This window comes from Flavobacterium soyae, assembly GCF_045348165.1.
In the GTDB taxonomy this organism is placed as follows: domain Bacteria; phylum Bacteroidota; class Bacteroidia; order Flavobacteriales; family Flavobacteriaceae; genus Flavobacterium; species Flavobacterium soyae.
This window is the reverse complement of sequence record NZ_CP150845.1, coordinates 3,074,034-3,100,803: the sequence shown is the minus strand read 5'-3', so window position 1 is coordinate 3,100,803 and position 26,770 is coordinate 3,074,034. Positions and strand designations below refer to the sequence as shown.

Here is a 26,770-nt window from a genome sequence, read left to right as displayed (position 1 = left end):
GAAAATTAATCTGTGTAAATTAGTGGAATTTGTGTTTAAGAAATTATCTAATTGACAAATTATCTAATTAATTCTCTTCGTCTTCAGTATTATGTGACTTCACGTAAGTACGCCATTTTTCAATACAATCCTGAAAATCCTGTGGTAACTCTGTATCAAAACGCATCATTTCTCCCGTATTTGGGTGAATGAACCCAAGAGTCTTAGCGTGTAAAGCCTGACGTGGCAAAGCTTTAAAACAATTTTCAATAAACTGTTTGTATTTTGTAAACGTTGTTCCTTTCAAGATCAAATGTCCGCCGTAACGTTCGTCATTAAATAACGGATGCCCGATATGTTTCATGTGCGCACGAATCTGGTGCGTTCTTCCGGTTTCCAATTTACATGAAATCAAAGTAACGTAACCAAAACGTTCTAAAACTTTATAATGTGTAATTGCCGGTTTACCTATTTCAGGATCAGCAAAAACAGCCATCTGCATGCGGTCTTTTAAATGTCTGGCAAGGTTTCCTTCAATAGTTCCTTCATCATTTACAACATTTCCCCACACAAGGGCAATATATTCACGTTCTGTAGTTTTAGCTTCAAATTGTTTCGCCAAATGCGTCATTGCGGCTTCCGTTTTGGCAACAACCAAAAGTCCAGACGTATCTTTATCAATTCTATGAACAAGGCCGGGACGCTCGCTGCTGTTCATTGGCAGGTTATCAAAATGATGTGCCAAAGCATTTACAAGAGTTCCGGTATAATTTCCGTGACCCGGATGCACCACCATTCCCGGCTCTTTATTGATTAATAAAAATGCATCATCTTCATACACAATATTAATCGGAAGATCTTCCGGCAGTATATGGTTTTCATATGGAGGATGCGATAACATAACTGTAATCACATCAAAAGGTTTTACTTTATAGTTTGATTTTACCGGAACATCATTTACAAAAATATTTCCGTCACTTGCTGCGTTTTGGATTTTGTTACGTGTAGCATTCTGAATCAAATTCAGCAAATATTTGTCAATACGCAAAAACGCCTGACCCTTTGGGACTTCAAATCTGTAATGCTCGAATAATTCGTCTTCCAGATCTAAATTTTCTTCAATATTATTGTTCATCTTTTGGGGTTTCTGCAGGCACTGCTAAACTATCTGCAGCCTGACTGTCATCTACATAACTCGCTTTTCCGTCACCTAAAACCAAATCAATTTTAGATGCTTTCAAAACACGGTCTCCTACTTTTAAATTTCTGCCTTTATAACGCATTTCCAAAACCATATCTTTTCCAAGATTTGGAATATAAGTAATTGTTCCCGGCTCAAGTCCTAAAGCTTTTAAAGTCGGCACCGCTTCACGATATGTTTTTTCAATTAAATCCGGAATTTTAACCGACGAAAATCCCGATGAATTAATTTTAATATATATTTTTCTTCCTACTTTCACTTTAGTTCCCGGCAGCGGATCCTGCTCAACGACACTATATTTCGGATATTCACTTCGGTAATCAACGCTATCCAAAAGCACATAATCTAAATCCAGCTCGTCTAGTTTTTCTTCAACTTGTTCTTCAGTCAGTCTGGCTAAATTAGGAACCGCAATTTCGTGTCCGTGATCAGTTGTAAAAGTCAGCCAATGCATAAACAAATAACCCAAAACTGCAATAATAGCAGCCGCACTTAACACTTGTAAAAAAAATACCCGGCTAGTTAAATACTTACGTAAACTCATAAATTTATTTTTAGTTGTCGCAAAGATAAAGTATTTCATTTCAAAAAAAATGATAATTTTGTTTAAAACAAGAAAGTCTTCCCTTAAGCATGTAAGCCTAGCGAACACTGGATATTAATGGCACACAGATTTTGCAGATCTAAACAGATTTCAAAAAAATAATTCGTGAAAATTCGTGAAATTCGTGGCAGAAAACCTGAAACCTGAAACAAAGAAAACCTGAAACAAAATATAAAACAAAACATATAAATGAAAAACATTGCCATCATCATGGGCGGATATTCAAGCGAATACAAAATTTCGCTTATCAGCGGAAACGTTGTGTACCAATATCTTGACAAAACAAAATACAACGGATTCCGAATTCATATTTTTAAAGAAAAATGGGTTTATGTAGACGCAAATGATACCGAATTCCCAATTGACAGAAACGATTTTTCTGTAACGGTAAATGGAGAAAAAATTATATTTGACTGTGTTTTCAATGCCATTCACGGAACTCCGGGCGAAGATGGACTAATGCAGGCATATTTTGAATTAATTGGATTACCGCAATCTTCTTGCGATTACTACCAATCGGCATTGACTTTCAATAAAAGAGATTTATTATCTGTTTTAAAACCATACGGAATCAAAACAGCAATTTCCTATTACTTAAACAAAGGCGACGAAATAAATACTCAGGAAATCGTTAAAAAAGTAGGTTTACCATGTTTCGTAAAACCAAACAAAGCCGGTTCTAGTTTCGGAATCTCAAAAGTAAAAACTGAAGCCGAACTTCCTATCGCAATTGAAGTTGCTTATAAAGAAGACAACGAAATTATCATCGAAAGTTTCCTTGACGGAACTGAAGTTTCTGTGGGCGTAATTAATTACAAGGGAGAAGTTATAGTTTTACCAATTACCGAAATTGTATCTGACAATGATTTCTTTGATTACGAAGCCAAATACGAAGGAAAATCACAAGAAATCACGCCAGCCAGAATCTCTGATGAGCTGACAAAAAAAGTAGGAGAAACTGCAAAACGTGCTTACGAAGTTTTAAAAATGAAAGGATTCTCAAGAAGCGAATTCATCATTGTAGATAACGAACCGTATATGCTGGAAATGAACACTATTCCGGGTTTAACAACCGAAAGTTTGATTCCGCAGCAAGCAAAAGCAGCCGGAATTTCTCTGGAAGAATTATTTACAAATGCAATCGAACTAGCCTTGGCATAGTTGCTAAAATATTAAGGTTCTGAGATTCTAAGATTTCAGAACCTTAATTTATACAACTGTCAGACTGAGCGAAGTCGAAGTCCCGTCCAAAAAGAAAAACCTTTGAACCTTTGTCACTCTGAACCTTTGAACCTCAAACAAAAAAAATGCGAAAAGCCATATTTCCAGGATCATTTGACCCTATTACACTTGGACACGAAGATATTATCAAAAGAGGAGTTTCTTTATTTGATGAAATCGTAATTGCCATTGGTGTCAATGCCGAAAAAAAGTACATGTTTTCACTAGAAGAAAGAAAACGTTTTATTGAAGAAACCTTTAAAGATGAACCAAAAATTTCGGTTATAACTTATGAAGGACTGACAATAGATTTAGCCAAAAAACAAAAAGCAAACTTCATTTTAAGAGGTTTACGAAACCCAGCCGATTTCGAATTCGAAAAAGCAATTGCACACACGAACAGACGTCTTTCTAAAATCGAAACGGTATTTTTATTAACTGCAGCAAAAACGTCTTATATTAGTTCTAGTATTGTTCGTGATGTATTGCGAAATGGCGGTGAATATGAAATGCTGGTTCCGGATGCGGTAAGAGTACAAAAATAACAACACGCGCAAAGTCATTGCGAGGAACGAAGCAAACACACTATGATTTTCACTCTGCTAAAACCTAGCAAATGAGATTGCTTCGTTCCTTGCAATGACTAAAACCAAAAACTTGCAAGCGAAGCAGATTATAAGTAATTTCGCCAAAAAAATAAACAAATAAGTAATGAGTATCGAAAGAGAATTAAGCAAACGAAGCGGGTCTAAATGTGAACTTTGCGGCGCCGAAGAAAACCTGAAAGTATATCAAGTATTACCAACTCAAAAAGGCGGTATTGACGAAGCAATATTAGCATGTAATACCTGTATTGACCAAATTGAAAATCCAGATAACGTCGATTTAAATCACTGGAGATGTCTTAACGACAGCATGTGGAATGAAAACGTTCCGGTTCAGGTTGTTGCTTGGAGAATGTTAAGCCGTTTACGTTCTGCCGGCTGGCCTCAGGAATTACTTGATATGATGTACTTAGATGAAGATACGCTGGCGTGGGCACAAGCAACCGGCGAAGGCGAAGATGACGAAAATAAACTGGTTCACCGCGATAGTAATGGTGTTGTTTTACAGCACGGAGATTCTGTTGTATTAATTAAAGATCTTAAAGTTAAAGGATCAAGTATGGTTGCCAAACAAGGAACCGCCGTAAGAAACATTCGTCTAGACCACGAAAATGCTGAATACATCGAAGGAAAAGTCGATGGACAACAGATTGTTATTATTACGCAATATGTAAAGAAAATTTAAAAGGTGATAAGGTTCTAAGTTTTTTTACTCCCTTATCTAACCGTAAAGCATGCAAAAGTTAACTCAAAGTTCGCTAAGTTTTATTCACAAAGCTTTGCGGACTTTGTACTTTTACAAAAGCTTTGAATTAAAAAACTTAGCGAACTTTGCGTTAAAATCAAGACAACGTTAAGCAACCTGAAACCTGAAACAAAGAAAAACCTGAAACAAAAAAAAGCCGTTCAAAAACTGAACGGCCTTTTTCAATATATTGTTTTTGACAACAAACTATTTTTGAAATAATTTGCTGATTTGATCTTTTACAAATGGCTCAGATACACTGTTTGTTGCAGCATCTCTGTCTTTGCTGGATACCATAAACTGAACTGTAGCTTTATCTGGTACAACATTTCCTGTATAGTGCAGCCAAATGTAGTTGTTTGGTAATTCTAATTTAATATCATACAAAGGAGAAGCGGTAAAACCTCCCATAATAATGTTGTAAAGATTTGTATAATCGTTATCAACATTTTTAAAAGTAAATTTTCTCAAACTTGAAGCATCATCTTCGTTTTGAATACTTGTGTAATAAACTGTGTATTCGTCTCCAATTTTCTGAATGTAATTGTTATTTACTTTTCCTAATTTCTCAACAGGAACTGTCTCAAGAACTTTGATTTGTGCAAATGATACAAAACTAAAGAACAAAATGGCAATGGTAATAATCTTTTTCATAGTGGATTTGGGGTTTACAATTTTACTGCAACAAAAAAACACAGAAATATTGAAAAAACACCTATCAATTCATTATTTTTTTAACACAAAATTGTTAATCTTGTTCGATTAATGATAAAAAACTGATATACAACAACATAAAACAAGGCAAATACAGTTATATTATCCTAAAAAGGCTAAAATTTCTTATTTTTTTCTTCTTCTTTCTTTATAACATTTCGGGCAACTTCAATTTTAAACTTCTTACCCTTCATTTTTTCGTCTTTAATGTTTTTCAGAAGCTCTTTTACCTTTCCAAATTTTACCGCCGCAAACGAAACAAAATCTTTTACTTCAATAAGCCCTAAATCATCTTTTTCCAGTTTTCCTTTTTGAGAAAAGAAACCTACTATATCAAACTTATTCAGCTTTGTCTTTTTTCCGCCGCTTATATAAATTGTTTGAAATTCTGGTGGTTTTGGCAGAGAAATTACATTTTTCACATCCAAAACTGACATGCCATAATCAATGTAATCTAATTGTTTCTCACTTTCGTGAACAATAATATACGCCGTTCCGGTTGCCTGCATACGCGCTGTACGTCCGTTACGATGTGTAAATTCATCTTCTTTTAATGGTAAATGATAATGAATTACGTGTTTCATTTCAGGAATATCCAATCCACGAGCAGCAAGATCTGTCGTGATGAGGTAACTTATACTTCCGTTTCTAAACTGAATTAAAGCGCGCTCACGTTCGTCCTGATCCATTCCCCCATGATAATACGTGGCGTAAATTCCTTTTTCGTTTAAAGTATCGCTGATACGTTCTGCAGCATCGCGATGGTTACAAAAAATAATAGCCGACTGTGATTTTAAAGAACAAATTAAATTGAACAAACTTTCTAATTTATCTTTAGAAGGAGAAACAATCATTTTCATAGAAAGATTTGCCTTTTCCTCCTCTTCCACAATGAAATCTAAAACCCTTGGATTTACAACTCGTGTATATTTTGGAATCTCAATATCAGACGTTGCAGACACTAAAACTCTTTTGTTTACTTTGGGCAGTCTTCCAATAATAAAAGACATTTGTTCATGAAACCCCAGTTGAAGCGATTTATCAAACTCATCTAAAATCAGCGTTTGAATTTTATCTGTTCTAAAAGTATCCCTGTCAATATGATCGGCGATTCTTCCCGGCGTTCCAATTAAAACTGCCGGAGGATTGCTTAAATTCTTGATTTCAGTATCGATTGAATGTCCGCCGTAGCAAATATTCACTTTGTACTGCGTTCCCATTTTTTTCCAAACCTGTTCAATCTGCAGCCCAAGTTCACGCGACGGAACTAAAATTAAACACTGAACCGATAAAATTTCAGGCTGTAATAATTCTAAAACAGGAAGCAAAAAGGCTAATGTTTTTCCAGATCCGGTTGGGGAAAGCAATAAAACATTATTATCGTTCAGGATTATGTCCTGAGCTGTTTCCTGCATTTCGTTTAGGCTCTCAATCCCTAAATTCGAAAGTATATTGTTAGAATGGTGTTTTTTATTCATTTTGCAAAAGTAATTAAAAGGTTTCAAGTTTCAGGTTTTCTTTTATTTCAAGTTTTTTTTTACCGCAAAGAACACAAAGGTTTACGCAAAGTTCGCAAAGTTTTTATCCGCAAAGCTTTGCGAACCTTGCGTTTTAAAAATCTTATACAAAAAAAAACTTGCGTTCTTTGCGGTTAAAAAAACACAAAGTACATCAAACTTGAAACCTGAAACTTGAAACAAAAAATCCTATATTTGATTCATAATAAAACCAAAACCATGAAACTTTTTACCATTGTCTTTTCACTTTTCACAATCACTCTTTTCGCTCAAAACAATAAAAAATACGATACTTTTTTTGAAAAAGGAAATGGAAATCAATCGGCTTCATATCAGGAAACTATTGCTTATTTTAAGCTTTTAACCAATGATTTTCCAACAATTCAAATTAAAGAAATGGGGTTAACAGATTCTGGTGAACCTTTGCACATGGTAACTTTTAATCCTGACAAAGAATTTGATTTCGACAAAATTCAGAAAACTAAAGCAGTTCTTTTTGTCAATAACGGAATCCATGCGGGAGAACCGGACGGAATCGACGCCACAATGCAATTTTACAGAGATTTAGCTATAGGGAAACTGAAAGCTCCAAAAAATACCGTTTTAGTCTGCATTCCGGTTTATAATATTGGAGGTGCTTTAAATCGTAATTCGACAACGCGTGCAAATCAGGACGGACCAGAAATTTATGGTTTTAGAGGAAATGCGAGAAACTACGATTTGAATCGTGATTTAATGAAATCGGATACGAGAAATACAAAGAGTTTTGTCGAGATTTTCCAGAAAATAAATGCCGATGTTTTTATTGACAATCACGTAAGTAATGGCTCTGATTATCAATACAAACTGACTTATATTATGACACAGCATAATAAACTGGGAACTGTTTTGGGCGATTTTATGAATAACGAAATGATGCCTGCTTTGGTAAAAGATTTACAGAAAAAGAAAATCGAAACAACGCCTTATGTAGATTCTTTTAAAGATACGCCAGACAAAGGTTTCGGGCAGTTTGTCGATAGTCCGCGATATACAACGGGTTACACTTCCCTATTTAATACTATTGGTTTTGTGGTCGAAACACACATGCTGAAAAAATATGCCGAACGTGTAAAAATGACGTACGAATACATGAAATCGACTTTGGATTTTACCGATGCCAATTATCAAAAAATCAAAGAACTTCGAGTGAAAAACTTAGAACAATATCAGCCTAAAAAATCGTATACTTTAAAATGGGAATTAGACAGCACAAAAGCCACAACTTTTTCATTTTTAGGATATGAAGCAGGTTACAAAAAAAGTGACGCCACAACAGGAAATCGTTTGTATTACGACCGAAGTAAACCTTATAAAAAAGACGTTCCGTATATCAAAGAATTTAAATCGGTTAAGGAAATTGTGATTCCTACAGCTTATATTGTTCCAAGGGGATATTGGAATATTATTGATCTTTTGAAAAACAATAATATCTCTTTTTCACAACTTAAAAACGATACAATTATTGAAGTTGAAAGCTACAAAATTGCCGATTTTAAAACCGTTCCGTCTGCTTACGAAGGACATTATTTACATAGAAATACAACCGTAACTTCTAAAATCGTTAAAATGGCTTTCGCCAAAGGAGATTACTTAGTTCCTACTAATCAAAAAGGTGTAAAATATCTTTTGGAAGCTTTTGAACCGGAAGGCATTGATTCGTTTTTTAACTGGAATTTCTTCGATCCTATTTTACAGCAAAAAGAACATTATTCAGAATATATTTTTGAAGATACTGCTGCACAGCTTTTAAAAGAAAACCCAGCTCTAAAAGCGGAATTAGAATCTAAAAAACAAACTGATGCTGAATTTGCTAAAAATCCTGATGCGCAGCTAGATTGGATTTACAAGCATTCTGTTTATTATGAAAAGGCACATTTGCAGTATCCTGTTTATCGAGTGCTTTAGTTTTTTTTAACCACAAAGATTTTATAATAGCCCCTAGCTTTAGCTAGGGGAATTAAAATACCAATCGAACAGGCTTCAGCCAAATCGGTTTTTTTTGGACTAAAGCCTGTTTGTTACGTTTAAATTTTATCATCCAGCTAAAGCTGGACGCTATTCAAATTCATTTTTATATTCACTAAAAGATGACATACAAACTCTTTCTCGACGATATTAGAGATGTAAATATGGTTTATAAAAAACTAACTAATGAAGATTTCATTGTGGTTAGAAATTCTCACGATTTTAAAAAAGTAATTCTTGAAAAAGGACTGCCAGAACTAATTAGTTTTGATAATGATTTAGGTCTTGATGAAAATGATCAAGTTGCCGAAGATGGTTACGCTTGCGCCAAATGGCTGGTTTATGAATCTGGAATAGATTTAAAGAATCTAAAATTCAATGTGCATTCGGCTAATCCTGTTGCCAGTAAACAAATTCAGGGTTTGCTTGATAATTATATTAAACATTTAAGAAGTCAAGCAATGAATTAATATTTGTAAAATCTTGACTTTTAATCTGCTCTTCGAGTTACTCATTTGCAAGACTCTCTTATTACTGTGCGAAGTCTCCTGACTTTGTACTCATTCCAATAGTCCACAAAGAGAGTAAAAAATAATTTTGAAACGGAATATAGAAACGGGTACGAAGTCAGGAGACTTCGCACAGCAATTACAAACACTTCGCAGAGCGGATTGGATTTACAAGCATTCCGTTTATTATGTAAAGGCGCATTTGCAGTATCCTGTTTTATCGTGTACTTTAGTTTTTTTAAAACCACAAAGATTTTATAATAGCCCCTAGCTTTAGCTAGGGGAATTAAAATACCAATCGAACAGGCTTCAGCCTAATCGGCTTTTTTTTTGGCTAAAGCCTGTTTGTTACGTTTAAATTTTATCATCCAGCTAAAGCTGGACGCTATTCAAATTCATTTTTATATTCACTAAAAGATGACATACAAACTCTTTCTCGACGATATTAGAGACGTAAATATGGTTTACAAAAAATTAACTAATGATGATTTCATTGTGGTTAGAAATTCTCACGATTTTAAAAAAGTAATTCTTGAAAAAGGACTTTCTGAATTAATTAGTTTTAATAATGATTTAGGTCTTGATGAAAATGATCAAGTTGCCGAAGATGGTTATGTTTGCGCTAAATGGCTCGTTTATGAATCTGGAATAGATTTAAAGAATCTAAAATTCAATGTGCATTCAGCTAATCCTGTTGCCAGTAAACAAATTTTGGGATTACTTGATAATTATATTAACCATTTGAAAGATTAAAAAGTTTTTTCTATTCAACGATTATTACAAATTAATATGAAAAACATACTGTTAGCATATTTACTTATATCATTTTCAAATCTTGTATTTGGGCAAAAATTAATTTCGGGCGAATATGAATTTGGAATGAATCTTTCTTACAATGAATCGTCTAAAATGCTGACTGGTTATTTTGAAAATTATACCGGATTAGATGAAGAAACAAACAACCCGAAATTTTCATGCATTTTTTATATTGAAGGAAAAGTTACGAGGAAAAAATTTAGCGTAAAAACTTATTATCCGGAAGATAAGGGAGATGATGTAATTTTAGGAACAATCGAGATAATTAATAACAAAACAATTAAAATAAAACTTCCAGAAGAACATGGCGGGTGCTGGAATGTACAGCATTTTGCAGATAAGCCTGAACAGTTTGAGCTGGAAAATAAAAGTAATTGGATACAGGTTAGATATGTAAATAAAAACAAATCGTTCTTTTTTAAAGAAAACTCTAACCTTAGTAAAACAAAAATGTATTTAATTAAAAATAATATTGTTTATGTCGAAAAAATTGAAAACGGAAAAGCATATTGTAGTTACAAAGGAAAAAAGATCATAAAAGGATGGATTAACATTAATGATCTAAATAAATTATAACAAAAAGATCTAAATCTCAAATTTTTAAATTCCAAATTCCAATTTTATAATCTTTGGAATTTGGAATTTTTATTATTGGATTTTTTCCTCCTGAAACAACAGCTTAATATTCTCATACGAGTTTTTAAGTGCGTCTTTGATCTGTTCCGGATTTAGCCAGGCAACTTTTTCAATTCCTTCTTCGATTTGTCCATACGGAATTCCTTCAAAATCAGAATGCATTTCGAACCAATGCGTGATTTTGAGTTTGTATTTTCCGTTGCGTTTGAAAATATGATAGGTTTTTTGAAGTTTTTGAACAATACGAAGTTGGTTTACGCCGGTTTCTTCCTCAACTTCTCGCATGGCGGTGGCTTCAATGTCCTCGCCTTTCTCGATTCCGCCTTTAGGTAAATCCCATTTTCCGTTTCTGAAGATAAATAAAACCTCACCTTTTTTATTGTACACAAAACCTCCGCCGGCTTTATTTACCGGAATTTTGGCTTTAAGGGTTTTCATTATCTCACTTTCGTCAGGATGATATAAAATGGCTTTTTGAATTTTATTTTGAAAAATTTTTATGATAAGCTGTTCGATATCAATACTTTCTAACAAGAACAATTGAAAATCTGTCTCGCGGGAGATTTCATTTGTCAAAAAAAGTGGTTTGTCGTTCACAAAAACTTTATACATTTGTACTATGATTTTTAATAAAGATACTGCCGAAAAAACAGCCGAATTGCTTTTGCAAATAAATGCAATTAAATTGAATCCCGAAAATCCTTTTACATGGGCTTCTGGTTGGAAATCTCCTATTTATTGCGATAATAGGTTAATTCTTTCATTTCCGAGCATCAGAAACTATGTTCGTGATGAGTTTGCCAAGAACATCGAAAAACAATTTGGGAAACCTGACGTTATTGCCGGTGTTGCTACTGGAGCCATTGGAATTGGAATTTTAGTTGCCGAAAGTCTAGGGCTTCCGTTTGTATATGTTCGTCCGGAACCAAAAAAACATGGCAGACAAAATCAAGTTGAAGGTTTTTTTCAAAAAGGCCAGAATGTTGTAGTTGTCGAGGATTTAATCAGTACAGGAAACAGCAGTTTACTTGCTGTTGAAGCTTTACGCAATGAAGGCGCTAATATTAAAGGAATGGCAGCGATTTTTACCTATGGTTTTAATGTTGCCGAAGAGAATTTCAAAAATGCTAATGTTGACTTGTTTACATTAAGCAACTACGAAAATCTTTTAGATTTAGCAGTTCAAAAACAATATATAACAGAAGACCAGCAATCTACTCTACAAGAATGGAGCGTAAGCCCATCGACTTGGGGGCAAGAGTAATTTTAGATTTTAGATTTTAGATTTTAGATTTTAGATTTTAGATTTTAGATTTTAGATTTTAGATTTTAGATTTTAGATTTTAGATTTTAGATTTTAGATTTTAGATTTTCTAAAAATCGCTTCGCTCTTTTTGGGATTTGGAATTTAAAAAATTGGAATTTATTTTGATTGCTACATACAAATAAAAAAACAAAATATTATATGAACTTAGAAAGTCCAAAAGTTACCGTTCAGAAATCAGCTCAGGATTTATTCGATCAACTGACTGATGTTAAGAATTTTGAAAAACTAATGCCGGATAACATCGCTAAATTTGAAGTAACAGGCGAAGATGCTTTTATTTTTGGATTGAAAGGTATGCCGGAAATCAAATTAAAAATGAAAGATAAGGCAGCGCCAAACAAAATTGTTCTGGGTGCTGCAAGTGATAAACTTCCGTTTACTTTAACTTCAAATATTGATACTATTTCTGATTCAGAAAGTGCCGTTCAATTATTCTTTGAAGGCGAATTCAACGCTATGATGGCGATGATGGTTAAAGGTCCAATCAGTAAGTTTATTGAAACTTTAGCAAACAATATGAACAAACTTTAATAATGGTTAATTATTAATTGTGAATTATAAATGAAAAGCCTGATTTAATTGTCGGGCTTTTTTTTGACACAGATTAAAAGGATTAAAATGATTTTTTTCTCACGCAGATCTGGCAGATTCTGCAGATTTATTTTAAGCAAAAAATCTTTGAACCTTTGCCTCTCTGCACCTTTGAACCTCCTAGTAAAGCATCTGGATCTCCTTTATCTCAAATTCTGAAACAGAATCATCTTCCAATAAAACCTGCAATTTCCCAATAGAAGAAACGCCCTGAATAATTCCCATGAAATTTTTGTCCTGAAGGTTTTTAAAAGGCATTGGAATTCCTTTTTTGAACAGCGAATTAAAATAATCTTCCCAGAAAACGGAAGATGTCGTTTTCCATAATTCGGTTTTTTCTTTTATTTTTTCTGTAATTAAAATTGTGAGATCGTTTTTATCAAAAGTTTTTCCGGAGATAACTGCCAACGAAGATCCACGAGGCAGTTCTTCAAAATTAGTTTGATTGACATTTATTCCGATTCCGACAACTGACACTATCCTGCCATCGCTTTTTAGGGTATTTTCGATTAGTATGCCACCAATTTTTTTATTGTATGACATTATGTCGTTTGGCCATTTTATACATAAATCAGGAATATTTAACGATTTTAAAGTTTCTAAAACCGCTAAGGAAACTACAATACTCAAATTAAAAACCTGCTCATTATCAAACAGAAAATCTTTTACCAAGACGCTCATAATTAAGTTTTTACCCTTCTCAGAGCTCCACTTTGCCCCCATTTGCCCTTTGCCTTTTGTCTGATTTTCAGCCGTTACCACCATAAAATTCTCCAGTTCATCCTGACTTGACAACGATTTTAAGAAATCATTTGTAGAATCTATGGCATCGAGTTTGATTAGTTTCATTAAATAATTTAAATATCTTAATTTAATATTTTGTTAAGGTTCAAAAATAATCACAAAATTTGGTAACTTTACAAATTCATATAAAATAATTCATGGCGAAAAAGACTATTAATAATGATGTTCTATTGGCGAACATAATCAAAGGGATTGAGGAAGTAAAAGGAAATGATATCGACATTCTTGACTTAAGAGATATAGACACAGCGGTTTGTGACTATTTCGTCATTTGCAACGGTAGCTCAAATACCCAAGTTAACGCCATTGTAAACTCAATACAAAAAACAGTATCTAAAGACTTAAAAGACAAACCCTGGCACGTAGAAGGAACCGATAACGCAGAATGGGTTCTTATGGATTATGTGCATATCGTGGTACATGTTTTCCAAAAACACATTCGTGAATACTATAATATCGAAAGCCTTTGGGGTGACGCCAAAATAACTACAATCGAAAACAAATACTAAAAGAAAAATTTTTCTAAATGGCTAAAGATAATAATCCAAATCCGAGTAAATTTAAAATAAGTCCCTGGTTAATATATACTGCAATACTTCTAGTTTTTTTATTTATAAGTTTTGCAACCGGTGGATCTAATTTAAGCGAACCTGCTCAATTGACTTCTTCTAAATTCAATACTTTATTAGAAAAAGGACAAATTGAAAAAGTTATCGTTTATAACAAAGCCGAAGCTGAAGTATACCTAACTGCTGCAGCTCTTAAAGATCCGGCAAATGAAAAAGTTTCTAAAGATATTTTTAAAAACCCAAACAAAGGGCCGCATTATACTTTAGAGATTGGTAACGACCAAATCTTTCAAACAAAACTTGAAAAAGCAGTTGGCGAAGGCAAACTAAAAGATTTCAATTTCCTTCAAAAAAATAACTGGAGCGATATTTTAATCAGCTTACTTCCTATCATCATTATTATTGGTGTATGGATATTCATTATGCGTAAAATGTCTGGCGGAGGCGCTGGCGGAGGCGGACAGATTTTCAATATTGGAAAATCGAAAGCTAAACTTTTTGATGAAAAAACAGATATCAAAACTACATTTAAAGATGTTGCAGGTTTAGAAGGTGCAAAAGAAGAAATACAAGAAATTGTAGAATTCCTTAAAAACCCTGAAAAATATACAAATCTTGGAGGTAAAATCCCTAAAGGAGCTTTACTTGTAGGACCTCCTGGAACTGGTAAAACATTATTAGCAAAAGCTGTTGCGGGTGAAGCGCAGGTTCCATTTTTCTCTTTATCAGGTTCTGATTTCGTTGAAATGTTTGTGGGAGTTGGTGCATCTCGTGTACGTGATTTGTTTAAACAGGCAAAAGAAAAATCTCCGGCAATTATCTTTATCGACGAGATTGATGCTGTAGGTAGAGCCCGTGGAAAAAGCAACATGTCTGGCGGAAACGACGAAAGAGAAAATACTTTGAACCAGTTATTGACAGAAATGGATGGTTTTGGTACAAACTCTAATGTAATTGTTTTGGCTGCAACAAACAGAGCCGACGTTCTTGATAAAGCTTTAATGCGTGCAGGACGTTTTGACAGACAAATTTTTGTTGACTTACCAGACATTCGCGAAAGAGCTGAAATTTTTAAAGTTCACTTAGCTCCTATCAAAAAAGTTGAAGGTCTGGATCTTGATTTCTTAGCAAAACAAACTCCGGGGTTCTCTGGTGCTGATATTGCAAATGTTTGTAACGAAGCTGCCTTAATCGCTGCCCGTAATAACAAACCTGCAGTTGACAGACAAGATTTCCTTGATGCTGTTGACAGAATTATTGGAGGTCTTGAAAAGAAAAATAAAATTATTACTCCAGAAGAAAAAAGAGCAATCGCGATTCACGAAGCAGGTCACGCTACTGTAAGCTGGATGCTGGAACATGCTGCCCCGCTTATTAAAGTAACTATTGTTCCCCGCGGACAAAGTTTAGGTGCTGCATGGTACTTGCCAGAAGAGAGACAAATCGTAAGAACAGATCAAATGCTTGATGAAATGTGCGCTACTATGGGAGGAAGAGCTGCTGAAAAGGTAACTTTTGACAGAATTTCGACTGGAGCATTAAGCGATTTAGAAAAAGTAACACGTCAGGCTCGTGCAATGGTAACGATTTATGGTTTGAACGATAAAATTGGAAATGTCACTTATTATGATTCATCTGGACAAAGTGAGTACAACTTCTCAAAACCATATTCTGATGAGACAGCAAAAATTATTGACAAAGAAATTTCAGAATTAATTGAAGGTCAATACCAAAGAGCTATTGAAATTTTACAAGAAAACAAAGACAAGTTAAATCAGCTTGCTGATATATTAATTGAAAAAGAAGTTATTTTTAAAGATGACTTAGAAGCAATTTTCGGAAAACGTACTTTTGACAAAAATTTAGAAGAAGTCGTTTCGTAAATTATTCATTAAATACACAATATTTTTTAAAATCTTAATTCAAAATACCCTTTTGAATTAAGATTTTTTTATCTTTGAACGTTTTCAATTAACATGTAAAGTATTTCATATAAAAAATGAATTTTTTCAAAAAAATATTTGGTTCCGGCGAATCTGCTTCTGACGAAGAACACGAAAGTGAGTACGCAGGAACTCCTGCCCCAAATAGTCATTTGTCTTTAGACGAACAATTCATTTTCAACTTCAAGAAAAATGGCGGTAAATTTTTGTATTGTGAAAACAGTCAGGAAGCTGCAGAACAATTCGAAAATATTTTAGAAGAAAACGACTGGTTTGAAAGTGAAGTATTGTGTTACGAGCCGGCTCTTTTTCATTTATTAGAAGAAAACAAATTATTCTATATTGCACCGTCAAAACCTAAATTTTTATTAGCAAGCTGCGAAAATCTAATTTCAGATGAAGGTTCTATTCTTTTCTCTTCAAAACAGATCAGACAAAATAAACCAAACGAATTACCAGCAAATATTGTAATTATTGCCACAACAAGTCAAATTCTCCCAATGAAAAGTGATGGTTTAACTGCCATTAAACGTAAATACGATCGAGACATTCCAACTAATATCACCACAATAAAATATTTCGAAAAAGCAAAAGAAGAAGATTTTACCCAATACGGAAGTGTTGCCAAGAACCTTTATTTATTGCTCTTAGAAGATCTTTAAGATGAACGAAACGCTTAAAAGAACCCTTTCTGGTGCTGTTTATATTGCTCTGTTGTTAACGTCAATCTTGTTTTCTACTGAAAGCTTTATCATACTTTTTGGTGTTTTTCTAATTATTACCATTTATGAATTTTCAAATATTGTAAACTTTAATAAAGTCTTTGCTATTTTATTTGGAACTTTACTCTATACAACCGTAATACTAATCAGCCATTACAACAAACAAACTTCTGCTTATTTAAACGATACTTTTAAATCAAATCTTGATTTAGAAACCAATATCCAGCAGCTAGATCTTGTACTTTTGGCTATTACACTAGTTGTATCTGTTAAATGTATTATCTTTTTATTTTATGACTCCGTTCAAAAAGTAAGCATTTCTTCAAAATATCTATATCTTTTAGGATATATTACATTACCCTTTCTTTTTATCGTAAAAATTTCTTTTGGAACAAATGATTACAACCCAAAGATTATCATAGGTCTGTTTGTGCTAATCTGGACAAATGACACTTTTGCGTATCTGGTTGGAAAATCAATGGGAAAACATAAATTATTCGAACGCGTATCTCCCAAAAAAACAATTGAAGGCTTTTTAGGCGGAATGTTTTTTGCGGCTTTTGCAGGATTTTTAATATCAAAATTATATATACAGCCTAATCCGGCTTTTAGCAGTAAATCTATTTTAATATGGACTATTATTGCTTTAATCGTGAGTATTTTTGGAACAATCGGTGATTTGATCGAATCGAAATTTAAAAGAATTGCCGGTATTAAAGACAGCGGTTCCATAATGCCGGGACACGGAGGTATCTTAGATCGACTAGATAGTGTTATATTTGTAGCACCAATTATATTTTTATTTTATCAAATTTTATATTATGTTTCATAAAGAAGGAGCCCCATCTATTTTATTAGGAACAGTTTTTACTGTTGTCGTACTTGTAATTGCTGATAGATTTATTGATATCAATTGGCTAAGAATGCTTGTTCAAATAGCAGCATTATTGATTTTGATCATTATTTTACAATTTTTTAGAAATCCTAAAAGAATTGCCGTTAGAAACAGCGATCACATACTTGCTCCGGTTGATGGAAAAGTTGTGGTTATTGAAGAAGTTTATGAAGGTGAATATTTTAAAGATAAACGTTTACAGGTTTCTATTTTTATGTCGCCTATCAATGTTCACGTTACTCGTTATGCGATGGACGGAATTATAAAATTCAGTAAATATCATCCTGGGAAATTTTTGGTTGCATGGCATCCAAAAGCTAGTGAGGAAAACGAAAGAACAACAGTTGTAATCGAAAATGATACTTTTGGTGCAATTCTTTACAGACAAATTGCCGGTGCATTAGCACGTAGAATTGTAAACTACGCTCAGGAAGGAATGCAGGTAATTCAGGGAACTGATGCTGGTTTTATCAAATTTGGATCGAGAGTAGATTTATTTTTACCTTTAGGTACACCAATTAATGTGGTTTTAAACCAAAAAGCAATTGGGGGAAAAACTATTATTGCTACAAAAGCTTAAATGGCAGAAAAAGATTTAGATACACGCTTCAATGAGGCTGTTGAAATTGCAATGAAAATGACTCAGGCCTCGCTGCCGCAAGATGTGCAGCTAAGACTTTATGCGTTTTATAAACAGGCAACTTTTGGAACTGCCGTTTACAATCAGTCTGAGAATTTTGATTTGAGAAATGCTTTTAAAACTAATGCCTGGATGCAGATTAGTCATTTATCAACAGATGAAGCCAAAGAGAATTACATCGAAATCATTAATTCACTAACATCAAAATAAATTAATATTATGAAGAAAAACATTACTCGTTTTAGCATTTTAGCTTCATTTTTTCTATTATTTTCTTGTAATGATAACAATAAGCTAACCGAAGTTGTAGAAGTTCCGCTGCCAACTAAGGAAGAAAAAATAACGATTGGTTCTCCAAATGACGTAAAAGCAGATCCAGGTTCATTTGAACTTACAAAACTGCCTTTTACCTACGACGGATTAAGTCCAGCTTTACGTTCCTTAACTTTAGAAACACATTATTCAAAACACTATTTATCGTATACAAATAATCTTAATAAAGAAATTGTTTCAACTGAGTTTGAAAATATGCCTATTGAGGATATTTTAAAAAAAATGCCTCTTAGTAATCTAAAACTTCGTCAAAATGCCGGCGGATATTACAATCATACGCTTTATTTTAATATTCTGACCCCAAAAGAGCAGACTCCAAAAGATACTCTTGCGGGTTCTATTAATAAAGAATTTGGATCTTTTAATAATCTTACCAATCAATTTAAAGGTCAGGCAGAGAAACAATTTGGTTCTGGCTGGGTTTGGCTGGTTGTCGACAGATACGGAAAATTACAAATTACGACTACAGAAGATCAGGATAATCCGTTAATGAAAAATGCATTAATTCCCGGAACGCCAATTTTAGGCATTGATTTATGGGAACATGCTTATTATCTGGATTATCAAAATAGAAAAGGAAGTTATATCGATGCTTTTTATGGACATATAAACTGGGAAAAAGTAAACGAATATTATGTCGAAGCCCTCAAAAAGGTCAAGAAAGTATAAAAAAGTAAAGCTGGTACTAAAAAGTACCAGCTTTTTTTATGTTCTTATTTTTCAAACATAAGCTCTTTATTAATCAAAGGCAAAAAATATGACAAAAATCATAGCGTGGCAATGCATATTCATATATCTTTAAACATTGTGAAAAAATTTCTTTAAATCAGGAATCATATCACAAACGAAACGATATAACTTTTGAGTAAACGAAAGATGACTATGCCGGGTGAAACGATTAAAAAAAAGTACAGTGAAAATTAAATCTATTCTCTTATATTTTGTTCTGATGATTTTCTTTTCATGTGACAATAGAGAGAAAGCCGTTTCTGTCAATAATTCTCAAAAGAGTTCGTTTTTAAAAACTACTCCGTTACATATCCATAATCAGAACTCTAAATCAATTGATATAGAGTATTCGTCTGAGCAATTGGATAATAATAAAGGGCTTTCTAACAGTTCTATTAATGCTATTTTTCAGGATTCTGACAATTTACTCTGGATAGGAACCTGGGATGGTTTAAACCGATATGACGGCAGCAATTTTAAAATTTACAGACCGGAAGCTAATAATGAAAACAGCCTAAGCAATCAGGTTATTTTAAAAATAGATGAAGACGGCAAGGGAAATATTTGGATTGTCACCATACACGGCATAAACCGATTTGATAAAAAAACGGGCGTTTTTCAGCGGTATTATTTTTCAAGAAAAGACATCTCTCCATTATCTGAATCTGAATTCAACATGGCGCTGGACTCTTCTAAAAGAGTTTTTTGTGCTGCAAAAAATTGGGGAATTGGCTATTTTGAAGATGATGCTTTTCAATTATTAAATTCAAAAAACCTTCCTAAAAAAGCGGTAAAAAAAATGCAGTTTACACAAAAAGGTGAATTGCTGGTTTTATTTGAAAATAATGATCTCTACAAATTATCCATTAAAACAGCCAAAAGCGGTAAAAAAGCAATTTCAGGAATACAACTCATTTCAAAAAACATTCAGTCGTTTGATGAAATTTCGAAACAAAAAATAGTTACTGTATCGCTAACCGGAAAAAGCAATTTATATTCTTTAAACAATGAAATTGTCCCCTTCAATAAAAACCATATTGAAAAAATTATAGGAAAAACTTCTGATGGTCTTATCGTTCTGGACAAATCAGGATATGCTGTTTTAGATCAAAATGGTGTTGAGGTAAAAAAAGATTGGCTAAAACATTTAAAAAACAAAACTACTGTTCTCATTCAGGGAAACGAAAACATATTTTGGGCAGGAACAGATGGCGACGGAATTTTTAAAATAAGTCCGCTAAAAAAACCTTTTAATCTGGTTTCCAAAGCAGAGATTCCAGAATTAGATGGTGCCATTGTAAGAACATTTTTAGAATTAGAAGATCATTCTTTTCTGGTTGGTACAAAAGGAAAGGGCTTGTTTAAATTCTCTTCAAATTTTTATTTAAATCCTGAAAAACCACTAGATTACAAAAATTACAACGAAAATAATAGTGCCATAAATAATGCAGTTTTTTCTTTGCACAAAGGACAAAATGATTTAATTTTTATTGGTACGGATGGCGATGGTATTGCCGTTTATGATTCGAAAAAATCAAAATTATTTACCTGGAGAGAAATTATAGGTAGCGAGGCTTGTGCTTATTTTAAATCTGTTTATTCTATTTATCAGGATGAAAATGGGTTTATCTGGGTTGGAACTAATGGTTATGGCATGTTTCGTTTTAAGATTGAGCATTTAGGAAATAATCTAAAAGTTTCTGATTTTAAAAACTATGCGGCCAATAATAATCAAGGCAATGAATTGAGCAGTAATATTGTTTTTTCGATAATTCCAAAAAATAAAAATCAACTTTGGATTGGCACTCGTTTAGGCGGATTAAATTTATTTGATATCAAATCAGAACGGTTTTATGCTTACAGAAATCATAAAAATGATGCCGAAAGTTTATCCAACAATGATATTTTATGTTTGGTAACCGATGCTAAAAACAGGCTTTGGATAGGAACTAGTCTGGGTTTAAACTTATTGGAAACAAAAAATGGAAAACCCGTATTTAAAAGTTTTACGGTAAAAGACGGTCTTCCTAATAATACGATTCACGGAATTGTTTGTGATAAAAAAAATAATCTTTGGTTAAGCACCAATTTTGGTCTTTCTAATTTTAATGTCAACGAATTAAATTTTACGAATTACACTAAAAACGAAGGTCTTCAAAACAATGAATTTGCTGATGGGGCTTTTTATCAAAATTTAAAATCTGATTTTATATTTATGGGCGGTATAAAAGGTTTTAATTATTTTTTACCTCAAAATATAAAAGAGTCAAGTGTGATTCCAGATCTTTTCATTGATAAAATAAGCGGGCAGAATCAGCCAGTGCCCTATTATCAAGGATTGGTTATTGCTCCAAATTCTACTTCTCATCCTTCTATTGTTTTAAATCATAATCAAAATTTCTTTGACATTGAATTAACTGCCCTGACTTTTATCAATACTGAAAAATGTCAATATGCTTATCAATTAAAGAATTTTGACAAAGACTGGAATGTTATTGATAATCGAAGAATTATTTCTTTTACAAACGTTCCTAAAGGAAACTATTCTTTATGGATAAAATGGTCAAACAGTGATGGTGTCTGGACTAAACCGGTTCATGCTGTTGATATATGCGTAAAACCGGTATATTGGCAGTCGAACATTGCTTTTTTAATTTATGCCCTGCTCCTATTGGCTTTTGCGTTTTTTATTCAGAGTTATTACAAAAAACGTCAATCCTTAAACCAAAATATCTTATTTAGGAAAAGGGAAATGGAAATACATGAAAATAGGCTTACTTTTTTTACAGAAATAGCGCATGAATTTCAAACGCCGCTTACTTTAATTGTTGGTCCAATTCAAAAACTTTCGGAAGTAACAAACCTCAGCGAAAGAAACACGAAATTCATCCACATGATTCAGCGAAATTCTTCGCGTTTATTGTTTCTAACGCAGCAATTACTAGAGTTTAGAAAAGCCGAATTTGATCATATTGAAGTAAATGTGAAAAACTTTGATTTGGTAAATTTAATCGAACAAATAGCTGAATTGTTTGATGAATGGGCAATCGAAAAAAACATTAGCTATTCACTTGATATTCCTCCAGTTTTATTGGGCTGGTTTGACAAAGATAAAATCGAAAAAATCGTTTTTAATCTAATGTCGAATGCTTTTAAATATACACCAGAAAACGGAAAAATAACCTTAAAATTCAGCATTAAGAACATTGGCACAGAAAAATTAAATATTACCATAACCAATACAGGAAAAGGGATTTCGAAAGAAGAATCAGATTCATTATTTGATCAGTTTTTCTTAGCTAAATTAAATACCGAAACGGATAATACAATGTTTAGAACCGGTATTGGCCTGGCGTATGTAAAAAAATTAATTACGGCATTAAGAGGCGAAATTTCTGTTTCAAGTCAGGAAAATATCGAAACAATATTTACTGTTTTACTTCCTTGCAATGAAGCTTCGTTTGATGAAAAAGAACTGGATAGTACAGTAAGTCCTATTCTAATTTCAAATCATTTAAAAAATATTTTGGAAGAAACTCCGGTTAAAGATGAAGAAACTCCGGACAAAATTTCATCATTAAGCCATATTACAGATGATCGAAAAGCGATATTAGTTGTTGAAGATGAAAAAGAAATACATTTGCTTCTTAATGATTTATTAGATCAAAAATATAAACTTATCACAGCTTACAACGGTTTAGAAGCTTTAAAAATTATTGAAAATGAAATTCCTGACCTTATTATCAGCGATGTGATGATGCCTTTTATGGACGGAATTGAGTTTTGTAAAATAATCAAGAACGATCTTAAAACCTGCCATATACCTTTTATTATGCTAACCGCAAAAGATTCTGTCCTGCATCGAATTGAAGGAATAGAAAGCGGTGCCAATTCTTATATCGCAAAGCCATTTTATCCAGATCATTTACTAATAAGGGTTCAAAAACTTCTGGAAGAAAAAGAGTTAATATCAAGACATTTTACGCAAGATACCCCTATTGAAAACCTTGCTTCTCTGCCTATTAATAATGACGAAAAAGACTTCATCAAAAAAGTAATAGAACTAATTCGCCGCAATATCGATAATGAAAATCTTCAGAGTTTATATATCGAAAAAGAATTAGGTATCAGCAATTCGCAATTGTATAGAAAAATTAAACAAATTTTTGGTTTTACGCCGGGCGACTTGATTCGAACCATCAGATTAAAATATGCTGCAGAATTATTACGAAAGAATATTTTAACGGTATCTGAAGTTTGCTATGCGTCTGGCTTTAATAATCGCTCTTATTTTTACCGCGAGTTTAAAAAACTATATAATACTACCCCAAAAAATTACCAGCTCAAATATAAAACCAAGAGCTAAAATAAACACAACTAACTAAATACCAACACAATAAACACAAGTGTACACTTTTGAAGAAATAGTGTACACTGTTTCTTGTATGCACCAGCTAATTTTATAAACGATAATTATTTCAATCGTTATCGTAAAACTTTAAAAACATCTCTAACCTTTTTAACCATGAAAAAAAACAATCAAAACAGTAAACTAACTAACACTATCTTATGATGAAAAAACATATTTATAATTTGTTCCTATTTGGAATAATTATGCTGGGAAGCATTATGAATGCTCAGACCGTAAAAGGTGTGGTTTCTGATATTGATGGGCCAATGCCACAAGCTAATATCAATGTAAAAGGAACTTCTAACTATGCCATAACCGATCTTGATGGTAATTATATCATTACGAATGCGGGTCCTGATGCTGTCCTGATTTTTAGCTATATGGGATATCAAACCCAGGAAATAGCTGTATCTGGCAGAAAAGAAATAAATGTTACCCTGACAGCAGATTCAAATACTTTGAATGAGGTTGTTATTGTAGGATATACAAGTGAAAAAAAATCGGTCATAACAGGTGCTGTCGCAACTGTAGATATGAGCGAATTAGCTAAAACAAAAGTATCAGATGTTGGGCAGGCACTGCAAGGACAAGTTGCCGGTGTTTCGGTTTCGGCTAATACCGGTGCTCCCGGTGACGGACTTAAAATACGTATTAGAGGTGAAGGTACACTTGGTAACAACGAAGTACTTTATGTTGTAGACGGTGTTGCTACCCGCGATATTTCATTCCTGAATATGTCTGATGTAAAATCGATGACAGTATTAAAAGATGCCGCCGCAACTGCCATTTATGGATCAAGATCTTCGGGCGGGGTTGTTATTCTTACTACCAAAAGCGGTGCAAAAGGAAAAGCAAATATTGATGTAGAATATTATGGAGGAACTAGTTATGCTACTAACCTGCCAAAAATGCTAAACGCAGATCAGTATTTAACTGTAATGGATCAGGCTTGGCATAATTCTAACAATAATCCTGCTAATGCCATAAGCCCTTATCAAATCGATAGAACTAACGGACAGGTAAACGGTATTGCTTTATCAAACACAAACTGGTTTAAGGAATTATTTGGTGCGGGAAGAACAGATAATTTTCAGATTTCGGCTAGCGGAGGTACTGATAAAACACAATATTTAATTTCCGGCGGTTACTTTGGTCAAGATGGTATTGTGGTGGGCGATAAAGATACTTACAGACGTATCAATTTTAGGGCAAATATCAATACCGAAATTACAGAACGCTTAAAAGTGGGTACAAACTTTCAAATTACAAGCAGCAGGCAGGATAAAATGTCTTCGAGCGGAGATTCTCCCGGAGTAATTAGACACGCTTTACTGCGCCCATCTGTTTTAGGGATTTATAAAGATGTAAACGATCCAACGTACAAACAAGACGATCCTTATACTGATCTTCCTTTTTACTTAAATAACAATCCTAATGGAGGATGGAGCCGAAATTATGAGCTGACCTCTAATCCTATTGCGATAGTTAATTATACAGATGATGTACGATCTGCCTTTAAAACCTTTGGAAATGTTTATGCAGAATATGCTTTTCTGGCCGATAAATCATTAAAATTCAGAAGTAATTTTGGTGCCGAAATCACTTTTGACCACAATAAAGCTTTTGGCGAAAATTATGGAGATGATAATGACAACGACCCAAATGAGTTATATCCGGGACAAGGCAGACAAAATAGACCTTCTAGCTTAAACGAAAACAGGGGCGAAGCCACAACTTTTACGTTTACCAATACTTTAAACTATACAAAAACCCTTGCCGAGAAACACAGTATGAATGCATTATTAGGGGAAGAAACGGTTAGTTTCGACCAGTCTGCAGTAGGCGGAAGCAGAACAAATTATAACAATACGACAGATCCTTTCCGTTATTTGGATTACGGAAGTGATGTCAATAAAAACAGTTCAGGATCTGCACAAAGCTGGAATCTTATTTCCTTTTTTGCCTCTGCAAATTATGCGTACGATAATAAATACCTAGCTTCAGGTACAATAAGAGCCGATGGTTCTTCTCGTTTTGGACCTAATAACAAATGGGGGTTTTTCCCTTCTGTTTCCGGAGGATGGGTTATGTCCAGAGAAAAATTCATGGAAAACACAAAATGGGTTTCTAACCTAAAATGGAGAGCGAGCTGGGGACAATCTGGTAATCAGGAAATCCCTAATAATGCCTATGAAACCCTTGTTACCGAAACTGGCGGAATCATAAATGTGGTTCGTTACGGTAATCCTGACCTAAAATGGGAAACGACTACGCAAACCAACTTTGGTCTTGACTTAGGAGTATTAGAAAATAAACTGACTTTCACCGTCGATTATTTTGATAAAACAACCAATGATATTTTACTAGCCGTAGGGCTGCCGTCTGCAACGGTTGGCCAAATCAACAAAACCTATGTTAATGCCGGTATTGTAACTAATAAAGGTTTTGAATTTGGAACTAACTTTCAAAACAACGACCACGAATTTAAATACGGCATCAGCGGAAACATTGCTACTTTAAAAAATAATGTAGAACAATTGCAGCAATATGTTTCTGAGATTACAGATGATAAAACCCATACTAAAACTGTAGTGGGACAGCCTATTAGTTCCTATTATGGATTGAAATTCGATGGGATTTATCAAAATCAGGCAGAAATAAATTCTACATTATACTCAAATTCAAACAATGCAAAACCGGGCGATATTAAGTTTAAAGATTTAAACGGAGATGGACAAATTAATGCTGATGACAGAACATTTATAGGAAGCCCGATTCCTAAAATAACTTACGGCTTTTCATTTAATGCCGAATATAAAAGATTTGATATGTCGTTTCTTTTCCAAGGCGTTTCGGGTGTAGATCGTTACAATGATTTAAAACAAATTTTAGATTACGACAGCCGTCCTTTTAATTCTACCACTTCAGTATTAAACGCTTGGAATGGCGAAGGCACAAGCAGCACAATTCCTCGTAACACACTAAATGATAACGGCGGAAGTCAGGTTTCAAGTGTTTTTGTAGAAGATGCTTCTTACCTGCGATTAAAAAATCTTGAAATTGGATATACGTTTGATCCTAAAATAATTGGCGATACGTATTTAAGGTTGTATCTATCCGGACAAAACTTATTGACTTTTACGAAGTATACTGGTTTAGATCCAGAATCGACTTCTTTTATAGATCAGGGTACTTATCCTCAATCTAGTACAATACTTATAGGTTTAAAATTTAAAATTTAATAATCGAATC

General features: G+C 33.5%; 24 protein-coding genes. 18 read left to right on the top strand and 6 right to left on the bottom strand.

Annotated elements, in window-relative coordinates:
• Positions 1 to 67 precede the first annotated feature (67 nt).
• Together AABD74_RS13315 and AABD74_RS13310 are read right to left on the bottom strand one after the other, a co-directional pair.
• Positions 68 to 1,114: an RluA family pseudouridine synthase gene (locus tag AABD74_RS13315; RefSeq protein WP_406843170.1), complete on the bottom strand. Its 1,047-nt coding sequence runs from the start codon at positions 1,112 to 1,114 to the stop codon at positions 68 to 70.
• Entirely contained in the window at positions 1,104 to 1,724 is a 621-nt protein-coding gene (locus tag AABD74_RS13310; RefSeq protein ID WP_232682203.1) for a PASTA domain-containing protein, read from the bottom strand. Before AABD74_RS13310 ends, AABD74_RS13315 begins: the two co-directional genes overlap by 11 nt.
• Before the next feature lie 249 nt (positions 1,725 to 1,973).
• Between AABD74_RS13310 and AABD74_RS13305 the strand changes: the two genes are divergently transcribed.
• From AABD74_RS13305 to AABD74_RS13295, 3 genes are all read left to right on the top strand, one after another.
• On the top strand, positions 1,974 to 2,945 hold the full coding sequence (locus AABD74_RS13305) for a D-alanine--D-alanine ligase (RefSeq protein ID WP_232682204.1): 972 nt from the start codon (positions 1,974 to 1,976) through the stop codon (positions 2,943 to 2,945).
• Positions 2,946 to 3,091: 146 nt separating this feature from the next.
• Positions 3,092 to 3,550 (top strand): pantetheine-phosphate adenylyltransferase, encoded by a 459-nt coding sequence (gene coaD / locus AABD74_RS13300; RefSeq protein WP_406843169.1) that lies wholly within the window; start codon positions 3,092 to 3,094, stop codon positions 3,548 to 3,550.
• Positions 3,551 to 3,716: 166 nt separating this feature from the next.
• Positions 3,717 to 4,295 carry an alkylphosphonate utilization protein gene (locus tag AABD74_RS13295; RefSeq protein WP_232682207.1) on the top strand — a complete coding sequence of 193 codons (579 nt, stop codon included), beginning with the start codon at positions 3,717 to 3,719 and terminating at the stop codon, positions 4,293 to 4,295.
• Between the two features lie 267 nt (positions 4,296 to 4,562).
• Here the strand turns inward: AABD74_RS13295 and AABD74_RS13290 are convergent, their stop codons facing one another.
• Together AABD74_RS13290 and AABD74_RS13285 are read right to left on the bottom strand one after the other, a co-directional pair.
• Positions 4,563 to 5,009, bottom strand: coding sequence for a hypothetical protein (locus AABD74_RS13290; protein WP_232682208.1), 447 nt, complete (start codon positions 5,007 to 5,009; stop codon positions 4,563 to 4,565).
• A 176-nt stretch (positions 5,010 to 5,185) separates the two neighbouring features.
• Complete coding sequence (locus tag AABD74_RS13285; RefSeq protein WP_406843168.1) at positions 5,186 to 6,547, bottom strand: DEAD/DEAH box helicase; 1,362 nt, start codon at positions 6,545 to 6,547, stop codon at positions 5,186 to 5,188.
• A 258-nt stretch (positions 6,548 to 6,805) separates the two neighbouring features.
• Here AABD74_RS13285 and AABD74_RS13280 point away from each other — a divergent pair, with 258 nt between their 5' ends.
• The 4 genes from AABD74_RS13280 (at position 6,806) to AABD74_RS13265 (ending at position 10,494) form a co-directional block, all read left to right on the top strand.
• Positions 6,806 to 8,533: a M14 family metallopeptidase gene (locus AABD74_RS13280; protein ID WP_406843167.1), complete on the top strand. Its 1,728-nt coding sequence runs from the start codon at positions 6,806 to 6,808 to the stop codon at positions 8,531 to 8,533.
• Between the two features lie 182 nt (positions 8,534 to 8,715).
• Positions 8,716 to 9,063: a cyclic-phosphate processing receiver domain-containing protein gene (locus AABD74_RS13275; RefSeq protein ID WP_406843166.1), complete on the top strand. Its 348-nt coding sequence runs from the start codon at positions 8,716 to 8,718 to the stop codon at positions 9,061 to 9,063.
• A 456-nt stretch (positions 9,064 to 9,519) separates the two neighbouring features.
• Positions 9,520 to 9,855: a cyclic-phosphate processing receiver domain-containing protein gene (locus tag AABD74_RS13270; RefSeq protein WP_406843165.1), complete on the top strand. Its 336-nt coding sequence runs from the start codon at positions 9,520 to 9,522 to the stop codon at positions 9,853 to 9,855.
• Positions 9,856 to 9,891: 36 nt separating this feature from the next.
• The gene (locus AABD74_RS13265) at positions 9,892 to 10,494 is read left to right on the top strand and encodes a hypothetical protein (protein WP_406843164.1); all 603 of its coding nucleotides are present in this window, start codon (positions 9,892 to 9,894) and stop codon (positions 10,492 to 10,494) included.
• Positions 10,495 to 10,566: 72 nt separating this feature from the next.
• Here AABD74_RS13265 and AABD74_RS13260 read toward each other — a convergent pair whose 3' ends face one another.
• On the bottom strand, positions 10,567 to 11,166 hold the full coding sequence (locus tag AABD74_RS13260; RefSeq protein ID WP_232682507.1) for an NUDIX hydrolase: 600 nt from the start codon (positions 11,164 to 11,166) through the stop codon (positions 10,567 to 10,569).
• Between the two features lie 7 nt (positions 11,167 to 11,173).
• On the opposite strand from AABD74_RS13260, the gene pyrE reads away from it, so the two are divergent.
• Together pyrE and AABD74_RS13250 are read left to right on the top strand one after the other, a co-directional pair.
• Positions 11,174 to 11,818, top strand: coding sequence for an orotate phosphoribosyltransferase (pyrE, locus tag AABD74_RS13255; protein WP_053473537.1), 645 nt, complete (start codon positions 11,174 to 11,176; stop codon positions 11,816 to 11,818).
• Between the two features lie 201 nt (positions 11,819 to 12,019).
• Positions 12,020 to 12,412: an SRPBCC family protein gene (locus tag AABD74_RS13250; protein WP_232682506.1), complete on the top strand. Its 393-nt coding sequence runs from the start codon at positions 12,020 to 12,022 to the stop codon at positions 12,410 to 12,412.
• 180 nt (positions 12,413 to 12,592) lie between these two features.
• Here AABD74_RS13250 and AABD74_RS13245 read toward each other — a convergent pair whose 3' ends face one another.
• On the bottom strand, positions 12,593 to 13,321 hold the full coding sequence (locus AABD74_RS13245; RefSeq protein ID WP_406843163.1) for a biotin--[acetyl-CoA-carboxylase] ligase: 729 nt from the start codon (positions 13,319 to 13,321) through the stop codon (positions 12,593 to 12,595).
• A 92-nt stretch (positions 13,322 to 13,413) separates the two neighbouring features.
• On the opposite strand from AABD74_RS13245, the gene rsfS reads away from it, so the two are divergent.
• From rsfS to AABD74_RS13200, 9 genes are all read left to right on the top strand, one after another.
• Positions 13,414 to 13,785 (top strand): ribosome silencing factor, encoded by a 372-nt coding sequence (gene rsfS / locus AABD74_RS13240; protein WP_012024667.1) that lies wholly within the window; start codon positions 13,414 to 13,416, stop codon positions 13,783 to 13,785.
• 17 nt (positions 13,786 to 13,802) lie between these two features.
• Positions 13,803 to 15,728, top strand: coding sequence for an ATP-dependent zinc metalloprotease FtsH (ftsH, locus tag AABD74_RS13235; protein ID WP_232682504.1), 1,926 nt, complete (start codon positions 13,803 to 13,805; stop codon positions 15,726 to 15,728).
• Between the two features lie 116 nt (positions 15,729 to 15,844).
• A complete protein-coding gene (locus AABD74_RS13230) occupies positions 15,845 to 16,450 on the top strand; it encodes a lactate utilization protein B/C (protein WP_232682503.1) in 606 nt (201 codons plus the stop codon).
• 1 nt (position 16,451) lies between these two features.
• The gene (locus AABD74_RS13225; RefSeq protein WP_406843162.1) at positions 16,452 to 17,342 is read left to right on the top strand and encodes a phosphatidate cytidylyltransferase; all 891 of its coding nucleotides are present in this window, start codon (positions 16,452 to 16,454) and stop codon (positions 17,340 to 17,342) included.
• Entirely contained in the window at positions 17,332 to 17,985 is a 654-nt protein-coding gene (locus AABD74_RS13220) for a phosphatidylserine decarboxylase family protein (protein WP_232682501.1), read from the top strand. The genes AABD74_RS13225 and AABD74_RS13220 overlap by 11 nt, the downstream gene beginning before the upstream one ends.
• Positions 17,986 to 18,255 (top strand): acyl-CoA-binding protein, encoded by a 270-nt coding sequence (locus AABD74_RS13215; RefSeq protein ID WP_232682500.1) that lies wholly within the window; start codon positions 17,986 to 17,988, stop codon positions 18,253 to 18,255.
• Positions 18,256 to 18,264: 9 nt separating this feature from the next.
• Complete coding sequence (locus AABD74_RS13210) at positions 18,265 to 19,047, top strand: superoxide dismutase (RefSeq protein WP_232682499.1); 783 nt, start codon at positions 18,265 to 18,267, stop codon at positions 19,045 to 19,047.
• Between the two features lie 244 nt (positions 19,048 to 19,291).
• The gene (locus AABD74_RS13205) at positions 19,292 to 23,473 is read left to right on the top strand and encodes a two-component regulator propeller domain-containing protein (protein ID WP_406843161.1); all 4,182 of its coding nucleotides are present in this window, start codon (positions 19,292 to 19,294) and stop codon (positions 23,471 to 23,473) included.
• A 203-nt stretch (positions 23,474 to 23,676) separates the two neighbouring features.
• Positions 23,677 to 26,760 (top strand): SusC/RagA family TonB-linked outer membrane protein, encoded by a 3,084-nt coding sequence (locus tag AABD74_RS13200; protein ID WP_406843160.1) that lies wholly within the window; start codon positions 23,677 to 23,679, stop codon positions 26,758 to 26,760.
• Positions 26,761 to 26,770: the final 10 nt, after the last annotated feature.

Bases quoted from the DNA above. Each gene is read 5' to 3' on its own strand.
- AABD74_RS13230 (WP_232682503.1), top strand. From the start codon at position 15,845: ATGAATTTTTTCAAAAAAATATTTGGTTCCGGCGAATCTGCTTCTGAC.
- AABD74_RS13245 (WP_406843163.1), bottom strand. From the start codon at position 13,321: ATGAAACTAATCAAACTCGATGCCATAGATTCTACAAATGATTTCTTA.
- ftsH (WP_232682504.1), top strand. From the start codon at position 13,803: ATGGCTAAAGATAATAATCCAAATCCGAGTAAATTTAAAATAAGTCCC.
- AABD74_RS13310 (WP_232682203.1), bottom strand. From the start codon at position 1,724: ATGAGTTTACGTAAGTATTTAACTAGCCGGGTATTTTTTTTACAAGTG.
- AABD74_RS13275 (WP_406843166.1), top strand. From the start codon at position 8,716: ATGACATACAAACTCTTTCTCGACGATATTAGAGATGTAAATATGGTT.
- AABD74_RS13315 (WP_406843170.1), bottom strand. From the start codon at position 1,114: ATGAACAATAATATTGAAGAAAATTTAGATCTGGAAGACGAATTATTC.
- AABD74_RS13305 (WP_232682204.1), top strand. From the start codon at position 1,974: ATGAAAAACATTGCCATCATCATGGGCGGATATTCAAGCGAATACAAA.
- AABD74_RS13260 (WP_232682507.1), bottom strand. From the start codon at position 11,166: ATGTATAAAGTTTTTGTGAACGACAAACCACTTTTTTTGACAAATGAA.
- AABD74_RS13290 (WP_232682208.1), bottom strand. From the start codon at position 5,009: ATGAAAAAGATTATTACCATTGCCATTTTGTTCTTTAGTTTTGTATCA.
- AABD74_RS13215 (WP_232682500.1), top strand. From the start codon at position 17,986: ATGGCAGAAAAAGATTTAGATACACGCTTCAATGAGGCTGTTGAAATT.
- rsfS (WP_012024667.1), top strand. From the start codon at position 13,414: ATGGCGAAAAAGACTATTAATAATGATGTTCTATTGGCGAACATAATC.
- coaD (WP_406843169.1), top strand. From the start codon at position 3,092: ATGCGAAAAGCCATATTTCCAGGATCATTTGACCCTATTACACTTGGA.
- AABD74_RS13265 (WP_406843164.1), top strand. From the start codon at position 9,892: ATGAAAAACATACTGTTAGCATATTTACTTATATCATTTTCAAATCTT.
- pyrE (WP_053473537.1), top strand. From the start codon at position 11,174: ATGATTTTTAATAAAGATACTGCCGAAAAAACAGCCGAATTGCTTTTG.
- AABD74_RS13295 (WP_232682207.1), top strand. From the start codon at position 3,717: ATGAGTATCGAAAGAGAATTAAGCAAACGAAGCGGGTCTAAATGTGAA.
- AABD74_RS13210 (WP_232682499.1), top strand. From the start codon at position 18,265: ATGAAGAAAAACATTACTCGTTTTAGCATTTTAGCTTCATTTTTTCTA.
- AABD74_RS13200 (WP_406843160.1), top strand. From the start codon at position 23,677: ATGATGAAAAAACATATTTATAATTTGTTCCTATTTGGAATAATTATG.
- AABD74_RS13250 (WP_232682506.1), top strand. From the start codon at position 12,020: ATGAACTTAGAAAGTCCAAAAGTTACCGTTCAGAAATCAGCTCAGGAT.
- AABD74_RS13225 (WP_406843162.1), top strand. From the start codon at position 16,452: ATGAACGAAACGCTTAAAAGAACCCTTTCTGGTGCTGTTTATATTGCT.
- AABD74_RS13270 (WP_406843165.1), top strand. From the start codon at position 9,520: ATGACATACAAACTCTTTCTCGACGATATTAGAGACGTAAATATGGTT.
- AABD74_RS13285 (WP_406843168.1), bottom strand. From the start codon at position 6,547: ATGAATAAAAAACACCATTCTAACAATATACTTTCGAATTTAGGGATT.
- AABD74_RS13280 (WP_406843167.1), top strand. From the start codon at position 6,806: ATGAAACTTTTTACCATTGTCTTTTCACTTTTCACAATCACTCTTTTC.
- AABD74_RS13220 (WP_232682501.1), top strand. From the start codon at position 17,332: ATGTTTCATAAAGAAGGAGCCCCATCTATTTTATTAGGAACAGTTTTT.